General features: G+C 65.4%; 20 protein-coding genes. 8 read left to right on the top strand and 12 right to left on the bottom strand.

From position 1 onward, the window contains the following. The first annotated feature begins 134 nt into the window (after window positions 1–134). Both LB572_RS28760 and LB572_RS28755 read left to right on the top strand, forming a co-directional pair. A complete protein-coding gene (locus LB572_RS28760; protein ID WP_224670132.1) occupies window positions 135–839 on the top strand; it encodes a GntR family transcriptional regulator in 705 nt (234 codons plus the stop codon). 108 nt (window positions 840–947) lie between these two features. After that, window positions 948–1,577 carry a hypothetical protein gene (locus tag LB572_RS28755; protein ID WP_224670131.1) on the top strand — a complete coding sequence of 210 codons (630 nt, stop codon included), beginning with the start codon at window positions 948–950 and terminating at the stop codon, window positions 1,575–1,577. 6 nt (window positions 1,578–1,583) lie between these two features. Here the strand turns inward: LB572_RS28755 and LB572_RS28750 are convergent, their stop codons facing one another. Continuing rightward, window positions 1,584–2,615, bottom strand: coding sequence for a hydroxyacid dehydrogenase (locus tag LB572_RS28750; protein WP_224670130.1), 1,032 nt, complete (start codon window positions 2,613–2,615; stop codon window positions 1,584–1,586). 143 nt (window positions 2,616–2,758) lie between these two features. Here LB572_RS28750 and LB572_RS28745 point away from each other — a divergent pair, with 143 nt between their 5' ends. The 5 genes from LB572_RS28745 to LB572_RS28725 all read left to right on the top strand — a co-directional run bounded on the left by LB572_RS28745 (window position 2,759) and on the right by LB572_RS28725 (window position 7,655). Continuing rightward, complete coding sequence (locus LB572_RS28745) at window positions 2,759–3,835, top strand: LacI family DNA-binding transcriptional regulator (RefSeq protein ID WP_140802536.1); 1,077 nt, start codon at window positions 2,759–2,761, stop codon at window positions 3,833–3,835. A gap of 61 nt (window positions 3,836–3,896) precedes the next feature. Further along, a complete protein-coding gene (locus LB572_RS28740) occupies window positions 3,897–4,886 on the top strand; it encodes a substrate-binding domain-containing protein (RefSeq protein ID WP_224670129.1) in 990 nt (329 codons plus the stop codon). A 147-nt stretch (window positions 4,887–5,033) separates the two neighbouring features. Then, window positions 5,034–6,026 carry an ABC transporter permease gene (locus LB572_RS28735; RefSeq protein ID WP_140802534.1) on the top strand — a complete coding sequence of 331 codons (993 nt, stop codon included), beginning with the start codon at window positions 5,034–5,036 and terminating at the stop codon, window positions 6,024–6,026. Further along, window positions 6,023–6,799: an ATP-binding cassette domain-containing protein gene (locus LB572_RS28730; RefSeq protein WP_140802533.1), complete on the top strand. Its 777-nt coding sequence runs from the start codon at window positions 6,023–6,025 to the stop codon at window positions 6,797–6,799. The genes LB572_RS28735 and LB572_RS28730 overlap by 4 nt, the downstream gene beginning before the upstream one ends. Window position 6,800: 1 nt before the next feature. Beyond that, a complete protein-coding gene (locus tag LB572_RS28725) occupies window positions 6,801–7,655 on the top strand; it encodes a sugar phosphate isomerase/epimerase family protein (RefSeq protein WP_224670128.1) in 855 nt (284 codons plus the stop codon). Between the two features lie 4 nt (window positions 7,656–7,659). On the opposite strand, the gene LB572_RS28720 is transcribed toward LB572_RS28725, so the two are convergent. The 5 genes from LB572_RS28720 to LB572_RS28700 are packed head-to-tail and all read right to left on the bottom strand — an operon-like array spanning window position 7,660 to window position 12,715. Continuing rightward, a complete protein-coding gene (locus LB572_RS28720; RefSeq protein ID WP_224670127.1) occupies window positions 7,660–9,321 on the bottom strand; it encodes an alkaline phosphatase family protein in 1,662 nt (553 codons plus the stop codon). A gap of 2 nt (window positions 9,322–9,323) precedes the next feature. Next, window positions 9,324–10,097 carry an ABC transporter permease gene (locus tag LB572_RS28715; RefSeq protein ID WP_140802530.1) on the bottom strand — a complete coding sequence of 258 codons (774 nt, stop codon included), beginning with the start codon at window positions 10,095–10,097 and terminating at the stop codon, window positions 9,324–9,326. Beyond that, on the bottom strand, window positions 10,094–10,888 hold the full coding sequence (locus LB572_RS28710) for an ABC transporter permease (RefSeq protein ID WP_224670126.1): 795 nt from the start codon (window positions 10,886–10,888) through the stop codon (window positions 10,094–10,096). Before LB572_RS28710 ends, LB572_RS28715 begins: the two co-directional genes overlap by 4 nt. Continuing rightward, a complete protein-coding gene (locus LB572_RS28705; RefSeq protein ID WP_224670125.1) occupies window positions 10,885–11,685 on the bottom strand; it encodes an ABC transporter ATP-binding protein in 801 nt (266 codons plus the stop codon). Before LB572_RS28705 ends, LB572_RS28710 begins: the two co-directional genes overlap by 4 nt. A gap of 43 nt (window positions 11,686–11,728) precedes the next feature. Then, on the bottom strand, window positions 11,729–12,715 hold the full coding sequence (locus LB572_RS28700; protein ID WP_224670124.1) for an ABC transporter substrate-binding protein: 987 nt from the start codon (window positions 12,713–12,715) through the stop codon (window positions 11,729–11,731). A gap of 84 nt (window positions 12,716–12,799) precedes the next feature. Here LB572_RS28700 and LB572_RS28695 point away from each other — a divergent pair, with 84 nt between their 5' ends. After that, entirely contained in the window at window positions 12,800–13,297 is a 498-nt protein-coding gene (locus LB572_RS28695) for a MarR family winged helix-turn-helix transcriptional regulator (RefSeq protein ID WP_224670123.1), read from the top strand. Window positions 13,298–13,312: 15 nt separating this feature from the next. On the opposite strand, the gene LB572_RS28690 is transcribed toward LB572_RS28695, so the two are convergent. Genes LB572_RS28690 through LB572_RS28665 form a run of 6 tightly spaced genes read right to left on the bottom strand, consistent with a single transcriptional unit; the run spans window position 13,313 to window position 18,996 of the window. Next, window positions 13,313–14,758, bottom strand: a complete 1,446-nt coding sequence (locus tag LB572_RS28690) for an aldehyde dehydrogenase (protein WP_224670122.1) — start codon at window positions 14,756–14,758, stop codon at window positions 13,313–13,315. A 42-nt stretch (window positions 14,759–14,800) separates the two neighbouring features. Continuing rightward, on the bottom strand, window positions 14,801–15,586 hold the full coding sequence (locus tag LB572_RS28685; RefSeq protein WP_140802575.1) for a coniferyl-alcohol dehydrogenase: 786 nt from the start codon (window positions 15,584–15,586) through the stop codon (window positions 14,801–14,803). Between the two features lie 2 nt (window positions 15,587–15,588). Beyond that, entirely contained in the window at window positions 15,589–16,650 is a 1,062-nt protein-coding gene (locus LB572_RS28680) for a branched-chain amino acid ABC transporter permease (RefSeq protein WP_140802524.1), read from the bottom strand. Continuing rightward, complete coding sequence (locus LB572_RS28675; RefSeq protein ID WP_224670121.1) at window positions 16,647–17,543, bottom strand: branched-chain amino acid ABC transporter permease; 897 nt, start codon at window positions 17,541–17,543, stop codon at window positions 16,647–16,649. The genes LB572_RS28680 and LB572_RS28675 overlap by 4 nt, the downstream gene beginning before the upstream one ends. Continuing rightward, a complete protein-coding gene (locus tag LB572_RS28670; protein ID WP_224670120.1) occupies window positions 17,540–18,268 on the bottom strand; it encodes an ABC transporter ATP-binding protein in 729 nt (242 codons plus the stop codon). Before LB572_RS28670 ends, LB572_RS28675 begins: the two co-directional genes overlap by 4 nt. Then, the gene (locus tag LB572_RS28665) at window positions 18,265–18,996 is read right to left on the bottom strand and encodes an ABC transporter ATP-binding protein (protein ID WP_224670161.1); all 732 of its coding nucleotides are present in this window, start codon (window positions 18,994–18,996) and stop codon (window positions 18,265–18,267) included. The genes LB572_RS28670 and LB572_RS28665 overlap by 4 nt, the downstream gene beginning before the upstream one ends. Between the last annotated feature and the right edge of the window lie 6 nt (window positions 18,997–19,002).

Here is a 19,002-nt window from a genome sequence, read left to right as displayed (position 1 = left end):
CCTCGGGATGAAGCCGCTCGCGACCGCATCGATTTCTGTATCGTCTTATGGTATACCATGCTATGGAGTGCCATGTGCCTTGTCAACCGGTCATGGAATCTGTTTTTGTGACGAGGCCAGGGATTCAGGGAAAAATGGCTGACGACACGCTTCGTATCGACCGCTCCGCCAAGACGTTGAGGACGCTGGCGCTGGAGCGCATGCGCGAGGCGATCATGGATTTCCATTTCCAGCCCGGCGAAAGGCTGGTCGAGCGGCCGCTATGCGATCAGCTCGGGGTCAGCCGTTCGGTCGTGCGCGAGGTATTGCGGCAGCTTGAGACCGAAGGCCTGGTGCAGATGATACCCGGGCATGGGCCGGCCGTAGCGAAGCCCGATCTCGGCCGGACCGACGAGATCTACGAGCTGCGCGCGCTGCTGGAAGGCATCGCGGCGAGGGCCTGCGCCACCTCGGCCACCGACGATCAGATCGCCTTGCTCGATGCGGCGCTGACAAAGCTGCTCGAGGCGTGGGCGTCTGGCGTGCCGGCCGAGGTGATGCGGGCGACGGCGAGCTTCTACGAGGTGCTGTTCGAGGCCGCCGACAAGCGCATCGCCTGGGAGATCGTCACCGGTCTCAATGTCCGCATCAACCAGCTGCGTTCGATGACGATCCTGTCGCAGAACCGCCGCGAGCCGGCGATCGCCGAAATGCACGCGATCATGGATGCGATCCGCTCGCGCAAGCCGGAGGCGGCCGAGGCGGCGGCCCGGCGGCATGTGGAGACCGCCTGGCAAATCGCGCGCGACGCGCTTCGGCTGGGTTCGCCGCAGTCCCGACCGGCAGGCTCTGGAAGATGAGCCATTTTTGCCTGTATAGAGTGCGGCATGAAAGCGGGTTTGGGTGCAAGGCGGTTCCGCGCTGAGGTGGTCGAGACGTCAGGTCGATCGGGTGCCTGGCAATCGGTAATGATCAATGTCTTCGATGGCGACGCGGACATCGGCAGGTATGAACGCAACTATCCGAGCTTCGGAGCAGAAACTTTCGAGCCGTTCGAGCTAGATGGCGCATGGTATGCGCTCTATTCCAGCGACTACACGGCAACCCGCGTCATGAGCCTGCCCGACTGCAAGGATTTAGGCGGCGAGGAGCCGGCTCCCAATGACTTCTGTCCGATTGAACTCTACGTGCCTCGCTACCGGAAGATCAAATATACGGTGCGAGCCACAGGGGAGGAGAAAGAAAATTGGTCGTTTGAAGCCCGGGCGGAGAAGTTCACCATGCCCGAAGACGACGATCGCAGCTACGGTTGGACAATTGGCCCTTGGCTGTCGCTGCCGACAGGTTTTGTTGCCGGCTGCATCTGGGGCGATGACTATACTTGGAAGGTCCAGGTGTTCGACTTGTCCGAAGCGGCCAAGGGCAAGATCGTCCGCAGCGATCGCTTCGGTCATGTCGAACTCGCCGATAAGCTATCGCTTGCCGACTCTTTGGATTTTGATCGCCATATGCCGGACTGGGAGTTACGGGCAACCGTCATCCGCCGCGAACGTCGCGACGTCGCTACCGGCAAGCTCATCGACCCTTATGACGAATAGCTGTCCTCAGTTCCTGTCGACCGGCTTGGAGCGCATGCGCGACACCGTCTCACGCTCCGCCCGCTTGGAGCGCAGCGGCGGCAGCCCGCGATCGATAAGGTCCATATCCTCCAGCACCATGTCGCCCATCCGCTTGAAGGCGAGGTCGAGCGCGCCGGCGCGATGCGCCGAACGCAGGAAGCCGGGGAGGGCGCGGACGGGATGGTCCGGCGCGAGCGGCTCCTCCGGGAAAACGTCGCTGGCGGCAACGATGTGGCCACTCTTCACGGCCGCCATCAACGCCGGAAAATCGACGACGCCGGCGCGGCTGAGCAGGATGAAGGCGGCGCCCTTGCGCATCTTGTCAAAGGAGTCTGCGCCGAGAAAACCCTGGTTCTCGCTGGTGACCGAAGCGACCACGAAGACGAAATCGCTTTGCGACAGCACCTCGTTCAGCGAGGACGGCTCGACGCCGTTGTCGATCAGGATCGACGGCGGCAGCCACGGATCATAGACCTTGGTGCGGGTGCGAAAGCCGGCCAGCAACCGGTTGAGCGCGCGGCCGAGATCGCCGAAGCCGATAATGCCGACATCGGCGCCGGAGAGAAGCCGTGCGGACTGGTTGCCGTCGCCGCCCCACAATTCCTTGCCTTGGCGGAAGGCGAGGTCGGCATCGACGATGTTGCGCGCTAGGTTCAGCGCCATGGCAAGCCCGAGTTCCGCCACCGGTTCGGCAAAGACAAGGCCGGTCGTGACGACATGGATGCCGCGCGCGAACAATGTCTCATAAGGCATGTTGTTGAGGAGGTTGGTCTCGACGTTGAAGACGCAGCGCAGCGCCTTCAGCTTCTCCAGCGTTTCGGCTGAAATCGGCGGCTGGCCGACGATGTAGCGCGCCTCGGCCAGTGTCTCGGCGGGTAGGGCGGCGACGCCTTCCGGCGTCGTCTCGACGATGCGATACTCTTTTCGCAGGCGCGCCAGCTGCGGCGGCGTGAAGATCAGGTCCAGCGTGCGCGGTTCAGGCACGCTGATCACCAGCGGCAAGGTTTTGTCGGACATGTCGTTCCTCCCGGGCGCGATTGGATCGCGTCAATCACATATTCAAGTCTTACTCCCGATGAAACGATTTACAACTACGAAAAATCGATTTACCGTTCCATTAGTGAGGCAGCACGCGGCTGCCAGTCCTCGGGAGGAGGTCAATGACGCAACAGGAAGCCCGACAGCGGCGTCCGTCGATACACGACGTGGCAAGCCATGCCGGCGTGTCCGCGGCCACCGTCTCAAAGGTGCTGGCCGGCGTCACAACCGTGAAGCCTGAAAACGCGCAGCGCGTCCTCGATGCCGTCGAGCGTCTGGGCTACCGCGTCGATCCCCTTGCCTCCGACATGCGCAGGGCAAAGCGCCGCATCATCGGCGCCATCATGCCGGAATTCGAAAGCGAGTTCTTCGGGCAGATGGTCACCGAGCTGGAAGGCCTTGCCGAGCAGCGCGGCTACACACTTGTCGCCGCCTCGAGCCGTGAATCCGAAGCGCGCGAGAAGGAGATCCTCGCCCGCATGCATGACTGGCGCGTTGCGGGCGTGGTGCTGGCGCCGGTGCGCAACGAGCACGGGCCGGCCGCTGCCTTCATGAAAGCCAACGGCATGACCGGCGTGCTGATCGACCGCGTGCTCTCGGACGACGCTTTCGATACGGTATCGGCCGACAGCGCGGCCGCCAGCGCCGAGGTGGCGCGGATGCTGGTCGGCAAGGGGCACAGCCATATCCTGGTCATCGGCCTTGCCGAGCAGGCGGCGACAGTGCGCGCCCGCCTGGAGGGCTTTCGCGCCCAGGCGCTGGCGCTCGATCCATCAGCGCGCATCGACGTCATCACTTCGGAAGTCAGCGTCGAGCCGCTCAGGGCTTCGCTGCGCGATTACTTTGCCAGGGGCGAGCGGCCGACCGCCGTCTATTCGCTGCTTTTGAAGGGCACGCTCGTCGCGCTGTCGGAGTTTCGCCGGCGTGGCTGGCATTGCCCGAACGACATCTCGCTGGTCGGCTTCGACGATGCCGAATGGATGCAGGTGACATGGCCGGCGATCGCGGCCGTGGTGCAACCGGTGCGCCACATCGCCAGCGAGGCGATGAACCTCTTGTTTCGCAGGGTCGAGGGCGCCGTGGGACCACCCACGGCGCGGCTCGAGCCCTGCCAGGTGCTGATGCGGGAATCCGTTGGCTCGCCAGGCAGCGGCCCGCATTCCGGGGGAGGAGACCGACAACAGCCCCCATTGTCGTGAACGAAAGCTAGCGCCGGCCCTGGCCGAGGCATCCGGCGCCAAGGATCAAACGGAGGATCGAATGATATCGCATTTCCTGAAGATAAATCGATTTACCTTGGCTGTAGGCGTCGCGCTCGCGTTTTCCGCCGTCGGCGCCGCCAAGGCCGAGGACGGCGAATATGGCGTGCTGATGAAGACGCTGGCCAATCCGTTCTGGGGCGCGATGGCGCAGGGCGTCGCGGACGGCGCCAAAGAAGCTGGCGTCAAGTATTTCCAGCAGGCGGCAGAGAGCGACCAGGCGGCCGAGCCGCAGCTCAACCTGTGCAACACCATGCTCGAGCGCAAGCCGGTGGCGATGATCACCGCCGCCATCAATTCGACCAACCTCCTGCCATGCCTGAAGTCGGCGCAGGACGCCGGCATCAAGATCGTCGACCTCGACAACAATCTCGACCAGGCGGTGCTCGACAAGGAAGGCGTCAAGGTGACCTTCCATATCGGCTCCGACAACATCGCCGCCGGCGCGCAGGGCGCGGAATATCTCGCCACCAAGCTCGGCAAGGACGCCAAGGGTCCGGTGCTGGTGATCGAGGGCCTTTCGGGCAACATCACCGGCGAGAAGCGCGCCAAGGGCTTCGCCGACAAGCTGAAGGAACTGGCGCCGGGGCTCGAAATCGTCGCCTCGCTGCCCGGCGACTGGGACCGCGGCAAGGCCGCCTCGATCGCCACCGATACGCTGACCGCGCATCCAGATCTCGTCGCCATCTTCTGCGCCAATGACGGCATGGCGCTCGGCGCGGTGGAATCGGTCTACGCGGCCGGCAAAGGTCCGCAAGTGACGATCATCGGCGTCGACGGCAATTCGGACGCAGTGAAGTCGATCAAGGAAGGCCGCCTCAACGCCTCGGTGGCGCAGCTTCCCTATCTGGTCGGCAAGCAGGCGGTCGAGAACGTCAAGAAGGCGCTGGCCGGCGAGAAGGTCGAGGACAGCATCGCCGTGCCGACTTTGGTGCTTACCAAGGACGTGATCGATGCCGGCAAGGAACCGATGCTGCAATATGTGAAGTGAGGAAGGAAGGGAGTAGGGGAGTAAGGCAGTAGGGGAGTAGGGAGAAATGATGGTTTGCGCTTCTCCAACCGGTCTCCCCCACCTTCCTTGCCTTCCCTACTCCCCTACTGCCTTACTCCCCTATTCCCCTACCCGAAGGGTGGAAAAATGGCTTCCGAAACGACGCAGCCCGGCTTCTGGGCTCGGGTGCAGCGCGCATCCGTCGAAAGGCTCCACATCAGGCTGGAGTCGCTGGTGGTGCTTCTGGCGCTGAGCACGGCGATGGCGCTCCTGTCGCCCTATTTCCTGTCGCTCAGCAATTTCCTCAACATCCTGCTCGCGACCTCGACGATCGGCGTGCTGGCGATAGCCGCAACTTTCGTCATCGGCTCGGGCGGGCTCGATCTGTCGCTCGGTTCGGTGATGGGCCTTGCCGGCGTGGCCGGCGCCTTCGTCGCGGTCAATCTCGGTTGGCCGTCAGTGCTGGCGGTGATCGCCTGCATCCTGGCCGGTGGGATCGCCGGCAACATCAACGGGCAGCTGGTCACCCGCGCCTTCGTGCCGGCCTTCATCGTCACGCTCGGCATGCTGGGCCTGGCGCGCGGGTTGGCGCTGGTCATCTCGCAGGGCAGGGCGATCTACGGCCTGCCGCCTGAGATCGTCTATATCGGCCAGGGCAGGCCATTCGGCATTCCGATGCCGGTCATCATACTCGTGGTCACCGCGATCGTCGCGCATGCGGTGCTTGCCTATACGCGCTTCGGCCGCCACACGCTGGCGCTGGGCGACAGCGAGGGTGCGGCGCGCGCGGCCGGCATCCGCGTCGAGCATCACCGCCGTATTATCTACACGCTCTCCGGCGCGTTGGCCGGGCTCGCGGGCCTGCTCTTTACCGCCCGGGTCAACGCCGGCGATCCGACCGCCGGCATCAACTACGAGCTCACCGCCATCACGGCGGCGATCATCGGCGGCACCAACCTGTTCGGCGGCCGCGCCTCGATCCTCGGCACGATGATCGGCGCGCTGATCATGGGCGTCCTGCAGAACGGGCTGACGCTGCTTGCGGTGCAGTCCTACTACCAGCAGATGGCAATCGGCGCGGTGCTGATCCTCGCGGTCTTTATCGACCAGTACCAGGTGCGGAAGGAGTCGCGCGTATGACCTTGCTTTCGCTTCGTGGCATTCGCAAAAGCTTCGGCGCGGTCGACGTTTTGCATGGCGTCGATCTGTCTGTCGCGGCCGGCGAGGTGGTGGGGCTGGTCGGCGACAATGGCGCCGGCAAGTCGACGCTGATGAAGACCATCACCGGCATCTACCGGGCCGACACCGGCTCGATCGAATTCGACGGCAAGGACATCCTGGCACTGGATCCCGGCCAACGTCGGCGCCTTGGCATCGAGATGATCTACCAGGATCTGTCTTTGGCCAAGCAGCAGGACGTGGCCTCCAACATCTTCCTCGGACGCGAGCCGACGAAGCGGCTGTTCGGCCTGTTCCCCGGCTTCGTCGACAAAGGCGAGATGGACCGCCAGGCCGCCAGGATGATCGAGCGGCTGGGCGCGCACCTGCCGTCGATAAACCGGTCGGTCGGTTCGTTCTCCGGCGGCCAGCAGCAGACAGTCGCGATCGCCCGTGCGCTGACCTTCAACCCGAAGCTCGTCATCATGGACGAGCCGACGGCGGCGCTTGCGGTGCGCGAGGTGCAGAGCGTGCTCGACCTCATCCGACGGCTCAGGTCGGAAGGTATCGCCGTCATCCTGATCTCGCACCGGCTGAACGACGTGCTGTCGGTCACCGACCGCATCGTCGTGCTACGTCACGGCAGGGCGGATGCCGATCTCGTCACCGCCAACACCAATATGAACGAAGTCGTCAGCCGCATTGTCGGCGGCGGCGATACGGCCGCAGCGGCGGCGCATGAAGAACGAGGCTGACATGAACACCTTCGGACTGCACACTTTCGCCATCGCTCCGGTCTGGGACCTTGCCCGCATCGAGCCGCAGATGGACCGGCTGAAGGAGCTCGGCATCGGCCTGATGGAGATCCCGCTGCTGCGCCCCGAGGAGATCGACACCAAGCGCACGCGCGGCTTTGCCAATCACTACGGTGTCCAGCTTATCCCGTCGCTCGGCCTGCCGCGCGCGCTCGACGTGGTCGAGCGGCCGGACGAGGCGCTCGATTTCCTGCAGCCCGCCTTCAAGGTCTGCAACGAGGTGGGCGCCGAGGCGCTTGGCGGCGTCACCTACGGCACGATCGGCAAGACCACCGGGCGGGCGCCGACACATCGAGAGATCGACGGCATGTGCCGCTTCCTCGAACGCGCGGCGAAGTCGGCGAAGTCGCGCAGCCTCAAGCTCGGCATCGAACCCTGCAATCGTTACGAGACTCATCTGATCAATCGCGGCATCGATGCGGCGCGCATCATCGAGCGCGTCGGCGCCGACAACATCTTCATCCATCTCGACACCTACCACATGCATATCGAGGAGGAGAGTTTCGCGTCCGGTTTCGAGGCGGCGGCGCCCTATCTCGGCTATGTGCATGTGTCTGAAGCCAATCGCGGCGTGCCGGGGCGCGGCATGCTGAACTGGGCCGCCTGCATGAAGGCGATCGCCGACATCGGCTATCAGGGCCCGATCACGCTGGAAAGCATGAACCATGTCGATGTCGACATTGCCGGCGGGCTGGCAGTGTGGCGCCCCGTGGCCGAGGACCCGCGCGACGTGATCGAGGTCGGCCTGCCGTTCCTGCGCGAGGAGGCGAGGAAGGCCGGGCTGACGCTCGGTTAAGAAGCTACTTGCTGTCCCGGCGCGCCAGCCATTGGCGGCGCGCCTCCTGCTGTTCGGCAAGCTCGGCCTCGTCCCAATAGCCGATGAGCACGCCCGAGCCGACGATCGGATCGAAGTGCCCGATCTTGTCGTCGATCTCGGTCAGCCATTCGTCGGGAACGGTGATGCGGTTGTTGGGCAGCGCCAGCCAGCGCATCAGCGCTTTGCGCAGCCTTTCGATGCCGGCGGCCGCCGACGGCTCGCGGCCGAGGTCGCGCAACTCGCCCGGATCGTTTTCGAGGTCGAAGAACATCGGCTCCACGCCTTCGCCATGGACGAGTTTGAAGCGGCCGTCGGTGATCATGTAGAGCTTGCAGTCCGAGACCGGCATGGCGAGTTTCAGCCGCGCGGCATCGCCGCTGTAGTCGTACTCGCTGACGGCATGGTTGCGCAGGTTTTTGCGTTCGCCGGATGTAAGCGGCAGCAGCGAGCGGCCCTCGAGGATATGCGGCTTGGCGTTGCCGCCGAAATAGTCGAGGAAGGTTGGCGCGAGATCGATCATCTCGACCAGCGCAGCGGAAGCCGTTCCGCGCGTGGCGTCGGCTTCGGGGCGCGGATCGTAGACGATCATCGGCACCTTCACTGCCACGTCGTGGAAGAGGTATTTCTCGCCAAGCCAATGGTCGCCGAGATAGTCGCCATGGTCCGAGGTGAACACGACCAGCGTGTTCTCGAACAGGCCGCGCTTCTCCATGAAGTCGAACAGATGGCCGAGCTGGTCGTCGATCTGCTTGATGAGACCCATGTAGCAGGGGATGACTGTCTCGCGGACTTCGTCGCGCGATAAATTCCTCGAGTAGCGCTCCTGCTGGAAGGCCTCGAAGATCGGGTTTGGCGAGATGCGCTCCGCTTCGCTGCGGATCGGAGGCTGGATGTCGGCGCTGCCATACATGTCGTGATAGGGCGCCGGCACGATATAGGGCCAGTGCGGCTTGATGTAGGAAAGATGCGCGCACCAGGCTTCGCCCTTGGCCTCGGCCTCCTCGATGAAGCGCATGGCGCGTCGCGTCATGTAGGGCGTCTCTGAATGCTCCTCCGGGATGCGCGCCGCCTTGTCGGCGTGGACGAGCAGCCAGCCGTTGAGATTCTCGCCGTTCTCGCCCTCGCCGGAATTCGCCCAATGCTCCCAGGGGTTCTCGGCGTCGAAGCCGTGCTCGCGCAGATAGGTGTCGTAGGCCGGATCGGGGTCGTAGCTGGTCGAGGGGTGCAGGCCGTCGTCACGCTCGAACGGCTCGAAGCCGCATTCGGCGACGCGCACGCCGATGACGGAGTCTTTGGCGATGCCAAGGCGCTCCATGCCTTCCTCGTCCGCGGTCATATGCGTCTTGCCGATCAGCGCGGCGCGCACGCCGACCTCGCGCAGATGATCGCCCAGCGTCGGCTCGCCGACCCTGAGCGGCACGCCATTATGCGTCGAGCCGTGCGAGCGGACATAACGGCCGGTATAGGCGCTCATGCGCGAGGGGCCGCATACCGTCGACTGCACATAGGCGTTGGTGAAGCGCACGCCGCGGCTGGCGAGCCGGTCGATATTCGGCGTCTTCAGGGTCTTGTGCCCCGCGCAGCTGAGATAGTCGAACCGCAGCTGGTCGCACATGATGAAAAGGACGTTGCGCTTTGAAATCATTGCTATCCGTCTGAATGGCTCTCGGACGAGCGGTAATGCCAGAACAACCAGCGCTTTTCCAACTGGAAGACGAGGTTGTTGATGATCAGCCCGATGACCGAGATGAAGGCGATGGCGGCGAGGCCGCCGGCGATCTGGAAGTTTTCCTGCTGGCGCTGGATGAAGACGCCGATGCCGTTGGTGGCCAGGAGCATTTCGGAGGTGACGCTGACCAGCAGCGCCGAGGCGATTGCCAGCCTCAGGCCCGTGGCGATCATCGGCAGCGAGGCCGGCAGGTCGATGTGCAGCATGGTCTCGAGGCGCGTCAGCCGCAGCGACCGCGCCACCTGGTTCGCCATCACATGCAGGCCCTTCGATGCCTCATAAGTGTTCATGATCAACGGCACGGCCGCCGCATAGGCGATGATGACGATCTTGGCGATGTCGCCGGTGCCGGCGAACAGCATGACGATCGGCACCACGGCAGGCGGCGGCAAGGTGGCGAGCATGTCCATCATCGGCTCGACCAGCCGGCCGACCGTCTTCAAGCGTCCGAGCAGGATACCGAGCGGGATCATCAGGACCGCTGCCACCACGAAGCCTGCGAATGCCCGCATCAGTGTGTAGCCGATCTGGCCGACGATCACCGGCCAGAGCTTCCAGATGGAAAGCGCCACCTGCCACGGGCCGGGAAAGAGCGGCGTGCCGGCGCGCCAGGCGAGCGCCTGCCAGGCGAGCAGGATCGCCACAGGCACGATCAGCCCCGACGCTGCGCCCTTGCCGAGCCCGGCCTTCATGCCGGCTGCTCCGTCATGCGCATGTGCCAGCCGGTAAGCTGCCAGCGCAGAAGGCCGATCAACGCGTTCATCAGGATGCCGTTCAGCGCGCAGACGAACATCAGTGCGTAGACTTCCGGAATGCGGATGGCAAAGGCCTTGCGGATCAGGAGAAAGCCGAGCCCGTCATGGCCGGCGAGCATTTCGGCGACGACCACGGCGATGAGGCTGATCGTCGAGGCGTAGCGGATGCCGGCGAAGATCTCCGGGAGGGCTGCCGGCAGCTTGATCTGCCACAGCATTTGCCATCGTCCCAGCGCCATCATCTGGCCGCTGCGGATCTGCTCGCCGGGGACGCCGGCAAGTGCCGCGACGCCGTTGAAATAGGGCGGCCAGACCGTGACCAGAATGATGATGAAGGCGTAGAGGCTCGGGCCGAGGCCAAGCATGAAGACCGCCATCGGCACCAGGGCGGCCGGCGGGATCGGCTGGATCAGCGCGGCGACCGGGGCAAAGCCGCGGCGGAAGACCGGTGAGAGATCGCTCAACACCGCCAGTCCGACACCGAGGATCGATGCTCCCGCCAGCCCCGTCAGGGCACGTGTCAGCGTCCTCAACTCTGCGCCGGGCAATTCGCCCGACGTCAGCATGGACCAGAAGGCGGAAGCGATCGCTGGAATGTCGGGAAAGTATTTGGCGGGAACGGCGCCCGACACCGCAACCAGCTGCCAGGCGGCCGCGATGAGGAGAAAGGAAACGATCGCGTTCAGCCGGTGCAAGGCCCCGAAGGATGTCAGGGACGCTGCGCTCATGCCAGGGCGTCCGCCGGCGCGCCGGCGCGAAAATTGCGGATCGAGGTCATCACGTCATGGCGGGCCTTGAGGAAGACCGGGTTCTCGCGGGTCGCGATCTGGTCGCGCTTCTTGCCGAGGCCGATCCTGATCTCGTGGTCGACCGTGGTCGGCCGCCTGGTCAGCACCACGACGCGGTCAGCCATATAGACGGCTTCGTCGACATCGTGGGTGACGAGCAGGCAGGTCTGGCGGAAGCGGATGGCGATGTCGAGCAGGAGGTCCTGCATGTCGGATCGCGTCTGCGCGTCGACGGCGGCCAGCGGTTCGTCGAGCAAAAGCAGCTCGCTTTCGGAAGCAAGGGCGCGCGCGATGGCGACGCGCTGCTGCATGCCGCCGGAAAGCTGCCAGGGATATTTGTCGCCGAAGCCGCCAAGGCCGACGGCCTCCAGCATCGCCTCGGCCTTGGCGCGTTTGTCGGCCGCCGATCGGTCGCCGATGCGGGCCATGCCGAAGGCGACGTTGTCGCGGCTGTTCTTCCAGGGAAACAGCGAGCGCGAATAATCCTGGAAGACGACCGCCACGCCCTTGGGCGGCGCGGTCACCGGTTGGCCTTTCAGGCGCACCGATCCGGAGCTCAGCGAATGCAGGCCGGCGATGGCGAAGAGAAGCGTGGTCTTGCCGCAGCCGGATGGGCCGACCACCGAGACGAACTCGCCTTGCTCGACCTCGAACGAGATGCCGCCGAGGACCCGGACGGCGTCGGCGCCGCGGCCATAGGACTTGGTGAGCCCATCGACTTTCAACACGATGTCCATCGCTTCCTCCCGGCAGGCCTGGGCAGCCCTGCCGATGATGATGTCACGGCGCCATGTTGGCGACCATGTCGCCGGCGGCAATGTCCTGCGTCAACATGCCGGCGCGCTTCATGGCGTCGAGCAGCGGCTGCACGTCGGCCTCGCCGATGCTCACCTCGGGTCGTACGATCGGCAGGTTGAAATCCTTGGCGGCCTCGGGCGTCAGCCCGAGAAACTCGACGGCGGCGGCCTCGAGCTCGGCGCGGTTGGCGAGCAGCTCCTTGCGGGCGTCGAAGATCACCTTGCCGAAGGTCTTCAGGCTTTGCGCATTGGCGGCGATGTAGTCGTCGCCGGCAAAGATCACGTCGTTGAGGATCGGCTTGCTCTCGTCGGCAAGCACGCCCGACGCCACGACCTGGGCGCCGACCTCGGCATTCCTCGACATCGAGGCGAAGAAGGGATTGACGGTGCAGGTGGCGTCGATGGCGCCCTGCTCGAGGGCGGCTTCCTGCTGCGGGAAGGGAAGGATGACGACCTGGACGTCGTCCATGCTCATGCCGGCCTGGGCGAGATGATCGCGCCAGGCCAATTCACACAGCGACCCATTGGCGTTGAACGCGATCTTCTTGCCCTTGAGGCCGCCCAGGTCCCTGGCGCCGGATGCCTTCGAGGCGACCAGCCACAGGAATTTCTTGTCGGGATCGACCTCATGGCCGAGCGCCATGACCATCTTGACCATCACGCCGTTGAGGCGTGCGTTGATCGGCGGCACCGGCGCGGCATAGCCGACGTCCGCCGAGCCCGAAGCGATCGCGGCGACGACCGCCGGCCCGCCCTGCACTTCGGTGAGCTCGACATCGAGGCCCGCGGCCTGGAAGGCGCCCTTCTTCTGGGCGACGAAGATCGGCAGGTCGGAATCGGCAAGCAGATAGGCAAAGCGCAGCTTGGTGTTTTCCGCCATTGCGCCGGTGGCGCAGGCAAAGGCGGCCAGTCCTGTGACCAGGGCCGCGGCGAGGCCGCGCCCGAGCCGGCGTCTCAAGGCTTTCGACATTTTCTTCTCCTCCAACCTGTCGCTTGCCGTGGTGCTCGTTTCGTGGCACCCAATTGTCTGACACTATCAAGGAATTGCCTGACAATGTCAATCAATAAACCGACGCCTTACGACGATGCACTCAATCCGACGCCGCCCCCCTGGGAGAGGCCGAATGATATCCGTGACATGTTCTCCTACCGGCTGGCCCTGCTGACGCGGGTCAATGACCGGCAGGCGCAGAACGTGCTCATCAGCACCTATGGCATCACGCTTGGCGAGTGGCGCACGCTGGCCGTGGTGAAATATCTCGGCCGGCCCTCGGTGCGCGCCGTGGCGCGGGCCACGCAACAGGACGAGGGGCAACTCAGCCGCTATGTCAGCGGGCTGATCGAGCGCGGGCTGCTGGAGAAGTCGGTGAGCAGCGAGGACCGCCGCGTCAATGATCTCGCGCTGACGCCGGAGGGCGACAGGCTCTACGCCGAAATCATGGAGTTCGCCTGGACCCTCAACAAGGAAATGTTCGTCGACCTGACGCGAGACGAGCAGCAGCAGCTGGTGACGCTGCTCGACAAGCTGTTCCGGGTGCTGACGACTGCCTGAAACCAGGGAGCTCCGTCAAAACGGGTAGTGCTGATCGGGATCCTCGATCGTCACCCAGCGCAGGTCGGTGAATTCGGCAATCGAGGCCTTGCCGCCGAAGCGGCCATAGCCCGAGCCCTTGACGCCTCCGAACGGCATTTGCGCCTCATCGCCGACCGTCGGCCCGTTGATATGGCAGATGCCGGCCTGGATGCGCGCGGCGACAGCCATGGCGCGGCGGATGTCACGGCTGAAGACAGAGGAGGACAGGCCGTATTCGGTGTCATTGGCAACGCGCACCGCTTCGTCCTCGCCTTTCACGCGAATGACCGGCTTCACCGGGCCGAAGGATTCTTCCGCGTAGACGCGCATCGCCGGCGTCACGTGATCGAGGAGCGTGGCTTCAACGACCGTGCCGCTGCGCTTGCCGCCAGCCACAAGCTTTGCACCTTTCGCGGTCGCGTCGGCGATCAGCTCCTCCATCTTGTCGGCGGCCTGGCTGCTGATCAGAGAGCCGAGCACGACATGGCCGCGCGGATCGCCGGCCGGAAGTTTTGAGGCACGCGCCGCGAGCTTGGCCACGAACTCGTCGGCGATCTTCTCGTCAACGATCAGGCGTTCGGTCGACATGCAGATCTGGCCCTGATGCATGAAGGCGCCGAAAACAGCGGCATTGACCGCGGCGTCGATGTCGGCGTCGTCCAGCACCACCAGTGGCGCCTTGCCGCCGAGCTCGAGCAAGGCGGGCTTGAGGTGGCGGCCGGAGAGCTCGGCGATGATGCGGCCGACCTTGGTCGATCCGGTGAAGTTGATGCGCTTCACCGCCGGATGCGCGATCAGCGCCTCGACGATTGCCGCCGCGTCCTTCGGGTCATTGGTGACGACATTCACGACACCCTTGGGCAGGCCGGCCTCGACCAGCACCTGGCCGATCAGGCGATGCGTGCCGGGGCACATTTCGGAGGCCTTCAACACCACCGTGTTGCCGCAGGCGAGCGGCATCGCCAGCGCGCGGGTACCGAGGATGACCGGCGCGTTCCACGGCGCGATGCCGAGGCACACACCAGCCGGCTGGCGGATCGCCATGGCGAACGTGCCGGGCTTGTCGGACGGAATGACCTCGCCGGAAATCTGCGTGGTCATCGCAGCCGCCTCGCGCAGCATGTTGGAGGCGAGCATGACGTTGAAGCCGGCCCAGGGGCCTGTGGCGCCGGTCTCTTCCATCATCAGCTTGGTGAACTCGCCGACCTTGGAGGCCATCAGGTCGGCTGCCTTGGAAAGCAGGGTACGGCGCTCGCCGGGTCCGGTCTTCGACCAGGCGTCGAAAGCAGCGGCTGCCGCGTCGGCGGCCGCGTTGGCGTCGGCGATGCTTGCGGCGGCGGCGCGCGTCGCGAGCTTGCCGGTGAACGGGTCCAGGCGTTCGTAGGAGGCCTTGCCGGTCGCTGCCCGCTCGTCGCCATCGATCAGAAGTCCGATGTCCATTGGTCTCTCTCCTTTGCGCCCGATCGAGCGTCGCAGATTGTCTCAGAAGCCGAGCACGTCGGCGTTTATAGATGCTTCCAGGCCGCCGTCGACCGGCACGTTGGCGCCGTTGATCCAGCGCGCGCCATCCGAGCACAGGAACAGCACGACCGGCGCGATGTCGCCCGACGTCCCGGCGCGGCCGACGCGGGCAATATCGCTGTCGACCTTGGCGTCGCCGAGGACCGCGCGGAACTGCCTCAGGATCGGCGTTTCCACCGGGCCGGGGCTGACCGCGTTGACGCGGATGCCGCGGCTCTTGAACAGTTCCTGATGCGCGGCGCGAAATGTCCACAGAAGCAAAAGCTCCTTCGAGACCGGATAGCCTTCCTCGTTCTTCACCGCATGGTCGGCAATCACCCTGGCGATATCGGGAAAGCCCTCGACGCTGACCATTGAGGCGGCGCGGTTGAGATTGGCGCGCCAGCCGAAGCCGGCGATCGAGGCGACGTTGACGATGGCGCCGCCTTCGCGAAGTTTTGGCGCCAGCGCTTCCGAGAGCGCGCGCAGGCCGTAGAAATTGACGGCGAGCGTCGGCGCGGCGCCCGTATTGCCGGAGAGGCCGGCGACGTTGCAGAGCGCGTCCATACGCTGCGGCAGCCGCGCGACGAGGTCGTCGACGCCGGCTTTGGACGAGATGTCGGCCTGGACGAAGACGCCTTGATGCCCGACAGGCTCGCGCAGGTCGACGCCGATGACGTCGGCGCCGAGCTGGCCCGCCAGTTCCGCGGTGCGCGCGCCGATGCCCGAGGCGACGCCGGTGATGAGGATCGTCTTGCCGAACAGGATGCTCATGCCTTCTCCCGAGAATTGGTGGTCTGCAGCGGCGAGGCAATCTCGCCAGTCGGATTTGACGGGCCGGGGGGAAGCTTGACGCGGTAGCCGACCGACAGCAGCCGCCAGCCGAAGCGCTCTTCCAACGTGCCCCACAGGCCGCGTGGCAGGAGCAACGAGAAGACGAGCGCCGTGGCGCCAAGCCCGATCAGGTACCAGACGCCGGTGCCGCCGAACCAGGTCTCGATGAGGAAGAAGAGCAGCGCACCAAGGATGGCGCCCTCGAAAGTGCCGATGCCGCCGACCAGCACCATGAAGATCATGTAGGCGGTCCACTGCACGTTGAAATAAGTCTTCGGCTGGAAGGTGATGGAGGTTGCCAGCCACAGCGCGCCGGCGACGCCGATGCCGAAGGCGGCGAGCACGAAGAGCAGCCGTTTGGTGCCGGTGACACGCACGCCGACGGAGGCCGCGGCGTCCTCATTGTCGCGGATGGCGCGGATCGCGGCGCCCGTGCTGCCGCGCAGCAGGCCGAACAGGATGGCGAGCAGCGCCGTCATCGAGGCCAGCGCCAACCAGTAGATCGTCAGCCTGCGTGTCGACGCGTCGTAGACGTTGAGCGAGATCAGCGACGTGCCTGTCTCACCCTGGATCAGCCGGTCGAGATTGACGAGAAGGTGCGTAAGCGCGGCAATCACCCACATGCCGATGGCGAACTCGCCATTCTTCAGGCGAAGCATGAACAGCGAGATCGGCCAGGAGACCGCGCCGACGATCACCGCCGAGACGAACAGCGAGACGAATGGATTGAGCCCGGCATTGGCGAGCCGGATGGCGAAATAGGCGCCGAGGCCGAAGAACACCTGCTGACCGACCGACACCAGCCCGCCGAAGCCGGCAAGCGCGTTCCACATCGCGGCGAGGATCACATAGATGAACAGCGTCGTCATGCGGTCGACGGCGCCGGCCGAGAGGAATTGCGGCGAGACGGCGAGCAGCAGGATGATGGCCAAAACGCCAACACCGGCGATGCGCGAGGCGGCGGTGCCGCGCTCGATAGTGGGGGAGGCGGCGCTCATGACGCCTTCCCCGTGGAGAGACGCAGCAGGCCGCGCAGGCCGAGGCCGGAGGTGTAGAGCCGGATGAACAAAACGACCAGAAAAGCGACATGGCCGCCGATGAGGAAACCTTGCGGGTGTATCTTGGCGCCGAGCGTCTGGGCGAGCGCCAGGACGATGCCGCCGATCAGTGTGCCCCAGAGCGAGCCGGCGCCGCCGATGACGGCCGCCTCGAAGGCGAGCAGAAGTTGTGTCGCGCCGGCATAGGGATCGAAGGTGGCGCGCATGCCGAGGAAGGCGCCGGCGAGACCGACCGTGACCATGGCGATCGCCGCGGCGATAGCGTTGGCGCGGCGCGCATCAACGCCGACCAGCCCCGCTGTATCAGGGTCTTCCGACGTGGCGCGGATCGAGCGGCCGAGGCCGGTGCGGGTGAGGAACAGCTGCAGCCCGCCGAGCAGGACGACGGCGGCGACGAAGATGATCACGGCGAGCTTGCCGACATAGATGCTGCCCGGCCATTCCCAGGAATCGTAGGACAGGCTGCCGATGAAAGGCGCCAGCGAGCGCGTGTCGGCGCCGAACTGTTCGAACAGCATATTGTCGATGACGATCGCAAGGCCGAACGTGGTGAGGATCGGCAGCAGCGCGCCGCCGCGCGCGCTGCGCTCGAGCAGGAAGCGCTGCAAGGCCCAGCCGATCACCGCCATCAGCGGCAGCACGATTGCGAGGCCGTAAAAGGGCGGGATGTGGAAGCGCGAGGCGAGCAGCCACAGCGCGAAGGCCGACAGCACGGCGAGGCTGCCATGCGCCAGATTGATGATGCGCATCACCGAGAACATGAAGGAGAGGCCGCAGGCAATCAGCGCGTAATAGCCGCCGAGCAGGATGCCCTGGACGATCTGGTTCATCATGCCGGCACACCTCCCGCGGCCTTCCGGTGCAGGCCGAAATAGGCTTTTGTCACCTCGTCGCGGGAGACGGTCTTGCTGTCGCCGGCGAGCGCAATCCGGCCCTCCAGCATGCAGATGACCTTGTTGGACACGGAGAGCGCGCGGTTGAGATCCTGTTCGACCAGGATGATCGTCGTGCCGGAGCCGATCAGCCCCTGCAGCGAGGCATAGACGCGATCGACGATCAGCGGCGACAGGCCGAGCGAGACTTCGTCGAGCAGGAGGAGGTCCGGGTTGCTCATCAGCGCGCGGCCGATTGCCGTCGCCTGCTGCTCGCCGCCCGAAAGATGTCCGGCCTTGGCATGGCGGCGCGGCTTGAGGTTGGGGAAGGTTTCGAGCACCTTCTCCACACTCCAGTCGCCGAGACGGCCGGCGCTGCGGCCGAGCAGGAGGTTCTCCTCGACCGTCATCTGCACGAAGAGCCGCCGGCCCTCGGGCACCAGGGCGACGCCCTTGCGGACGCGTTCATGCGAAGGCACGCCGGAAAGGTCGGCGCCGTCGAAGACCACGCGGCCCGAGGCTGCCTGATGCGCGCCGGCGGTTGCGCGCAGCAAGGTCGTCTTGCCGGCGCCGTTGGCACCGATCAGCGCCAGCGTCTCGCCGCGCGCGACGTCGAAGCTGATGCCGCGCACGGCCTGCAGCAGGCCATGGCGGACGACGAGGTCCTCGACCGACAGCAGGCTCATTTCGGGCCTCCACCGAGATAGGCGCTGATCACCTGCGGGTCGGCCATCACCGCCTGCGGCTCGCCGTCGGCGATGATCTTGCCGGCATCCATGCAGATCAGGCGCTCGGCCACCTGCAGCAGGACATGGACGATGTGCTCGATCCAGACGATGCCGATCTTGCGGCGGCGCAATTCGCGGATGGTCTCGACGAGCTCGCCGGCCTCGCCATCGGTCAGGCCGCCGCCGATCTCGTCGAGCAGAAGCAGCGTCGGTTTTGCGGCGAGCGCGCGCGCCAGCTCTAGCCGCTTGCGATCGAGCAGGCCGAGCGTTTCGGCGCGCCGGTTGGCGACGCCAAGCATGCCGCACAGCTTCAGCGATCCAAGCGCTTCCTCATAGGCCTCGTCGCGGCTGAGCCCGGCGCCATGCGAGGCGGCGACGAAGACATTCTCGAAAGCGGTCATGCCGCCAAAGGGTTTCGGCACCTGATGGGTGTGGACCAGCCCCAGCCGGCAGCGTTGCGTGGCCGGCAGCGCCGTCACGTCGCCACCCTTGAAGGCGATCGTTCCGGCGCTCGGCGGATAGGCGCCGGAGAGCACGCTGAGCAGCGTGGTCTTGCCGGCGCCGTTCGGGCCGACGATGCCGACCGCCTCGTCGGCGCCCATGGCGAAGTCGATGTCGTCGAGCACCACAAGCGCGCCGAAGCGCTTGTGGATGCCGGCGGCGCTGAGGATCGCACCGTTGGGCATGGCGTT

It is taken from the genome of Mesorhizobium sp. BH1-1-5 (genome assembly GCF_020165615.1).
Classification (GTDB): domain Bacteria; phylum Pseudomonadota; class Alphaproteobacteria; order Rhizobiales; family Rhizobiaceae; genus Mesorhizobium.
This window is presented reverse-complemented; position numbering and strand designations above follow the sequence as displayed.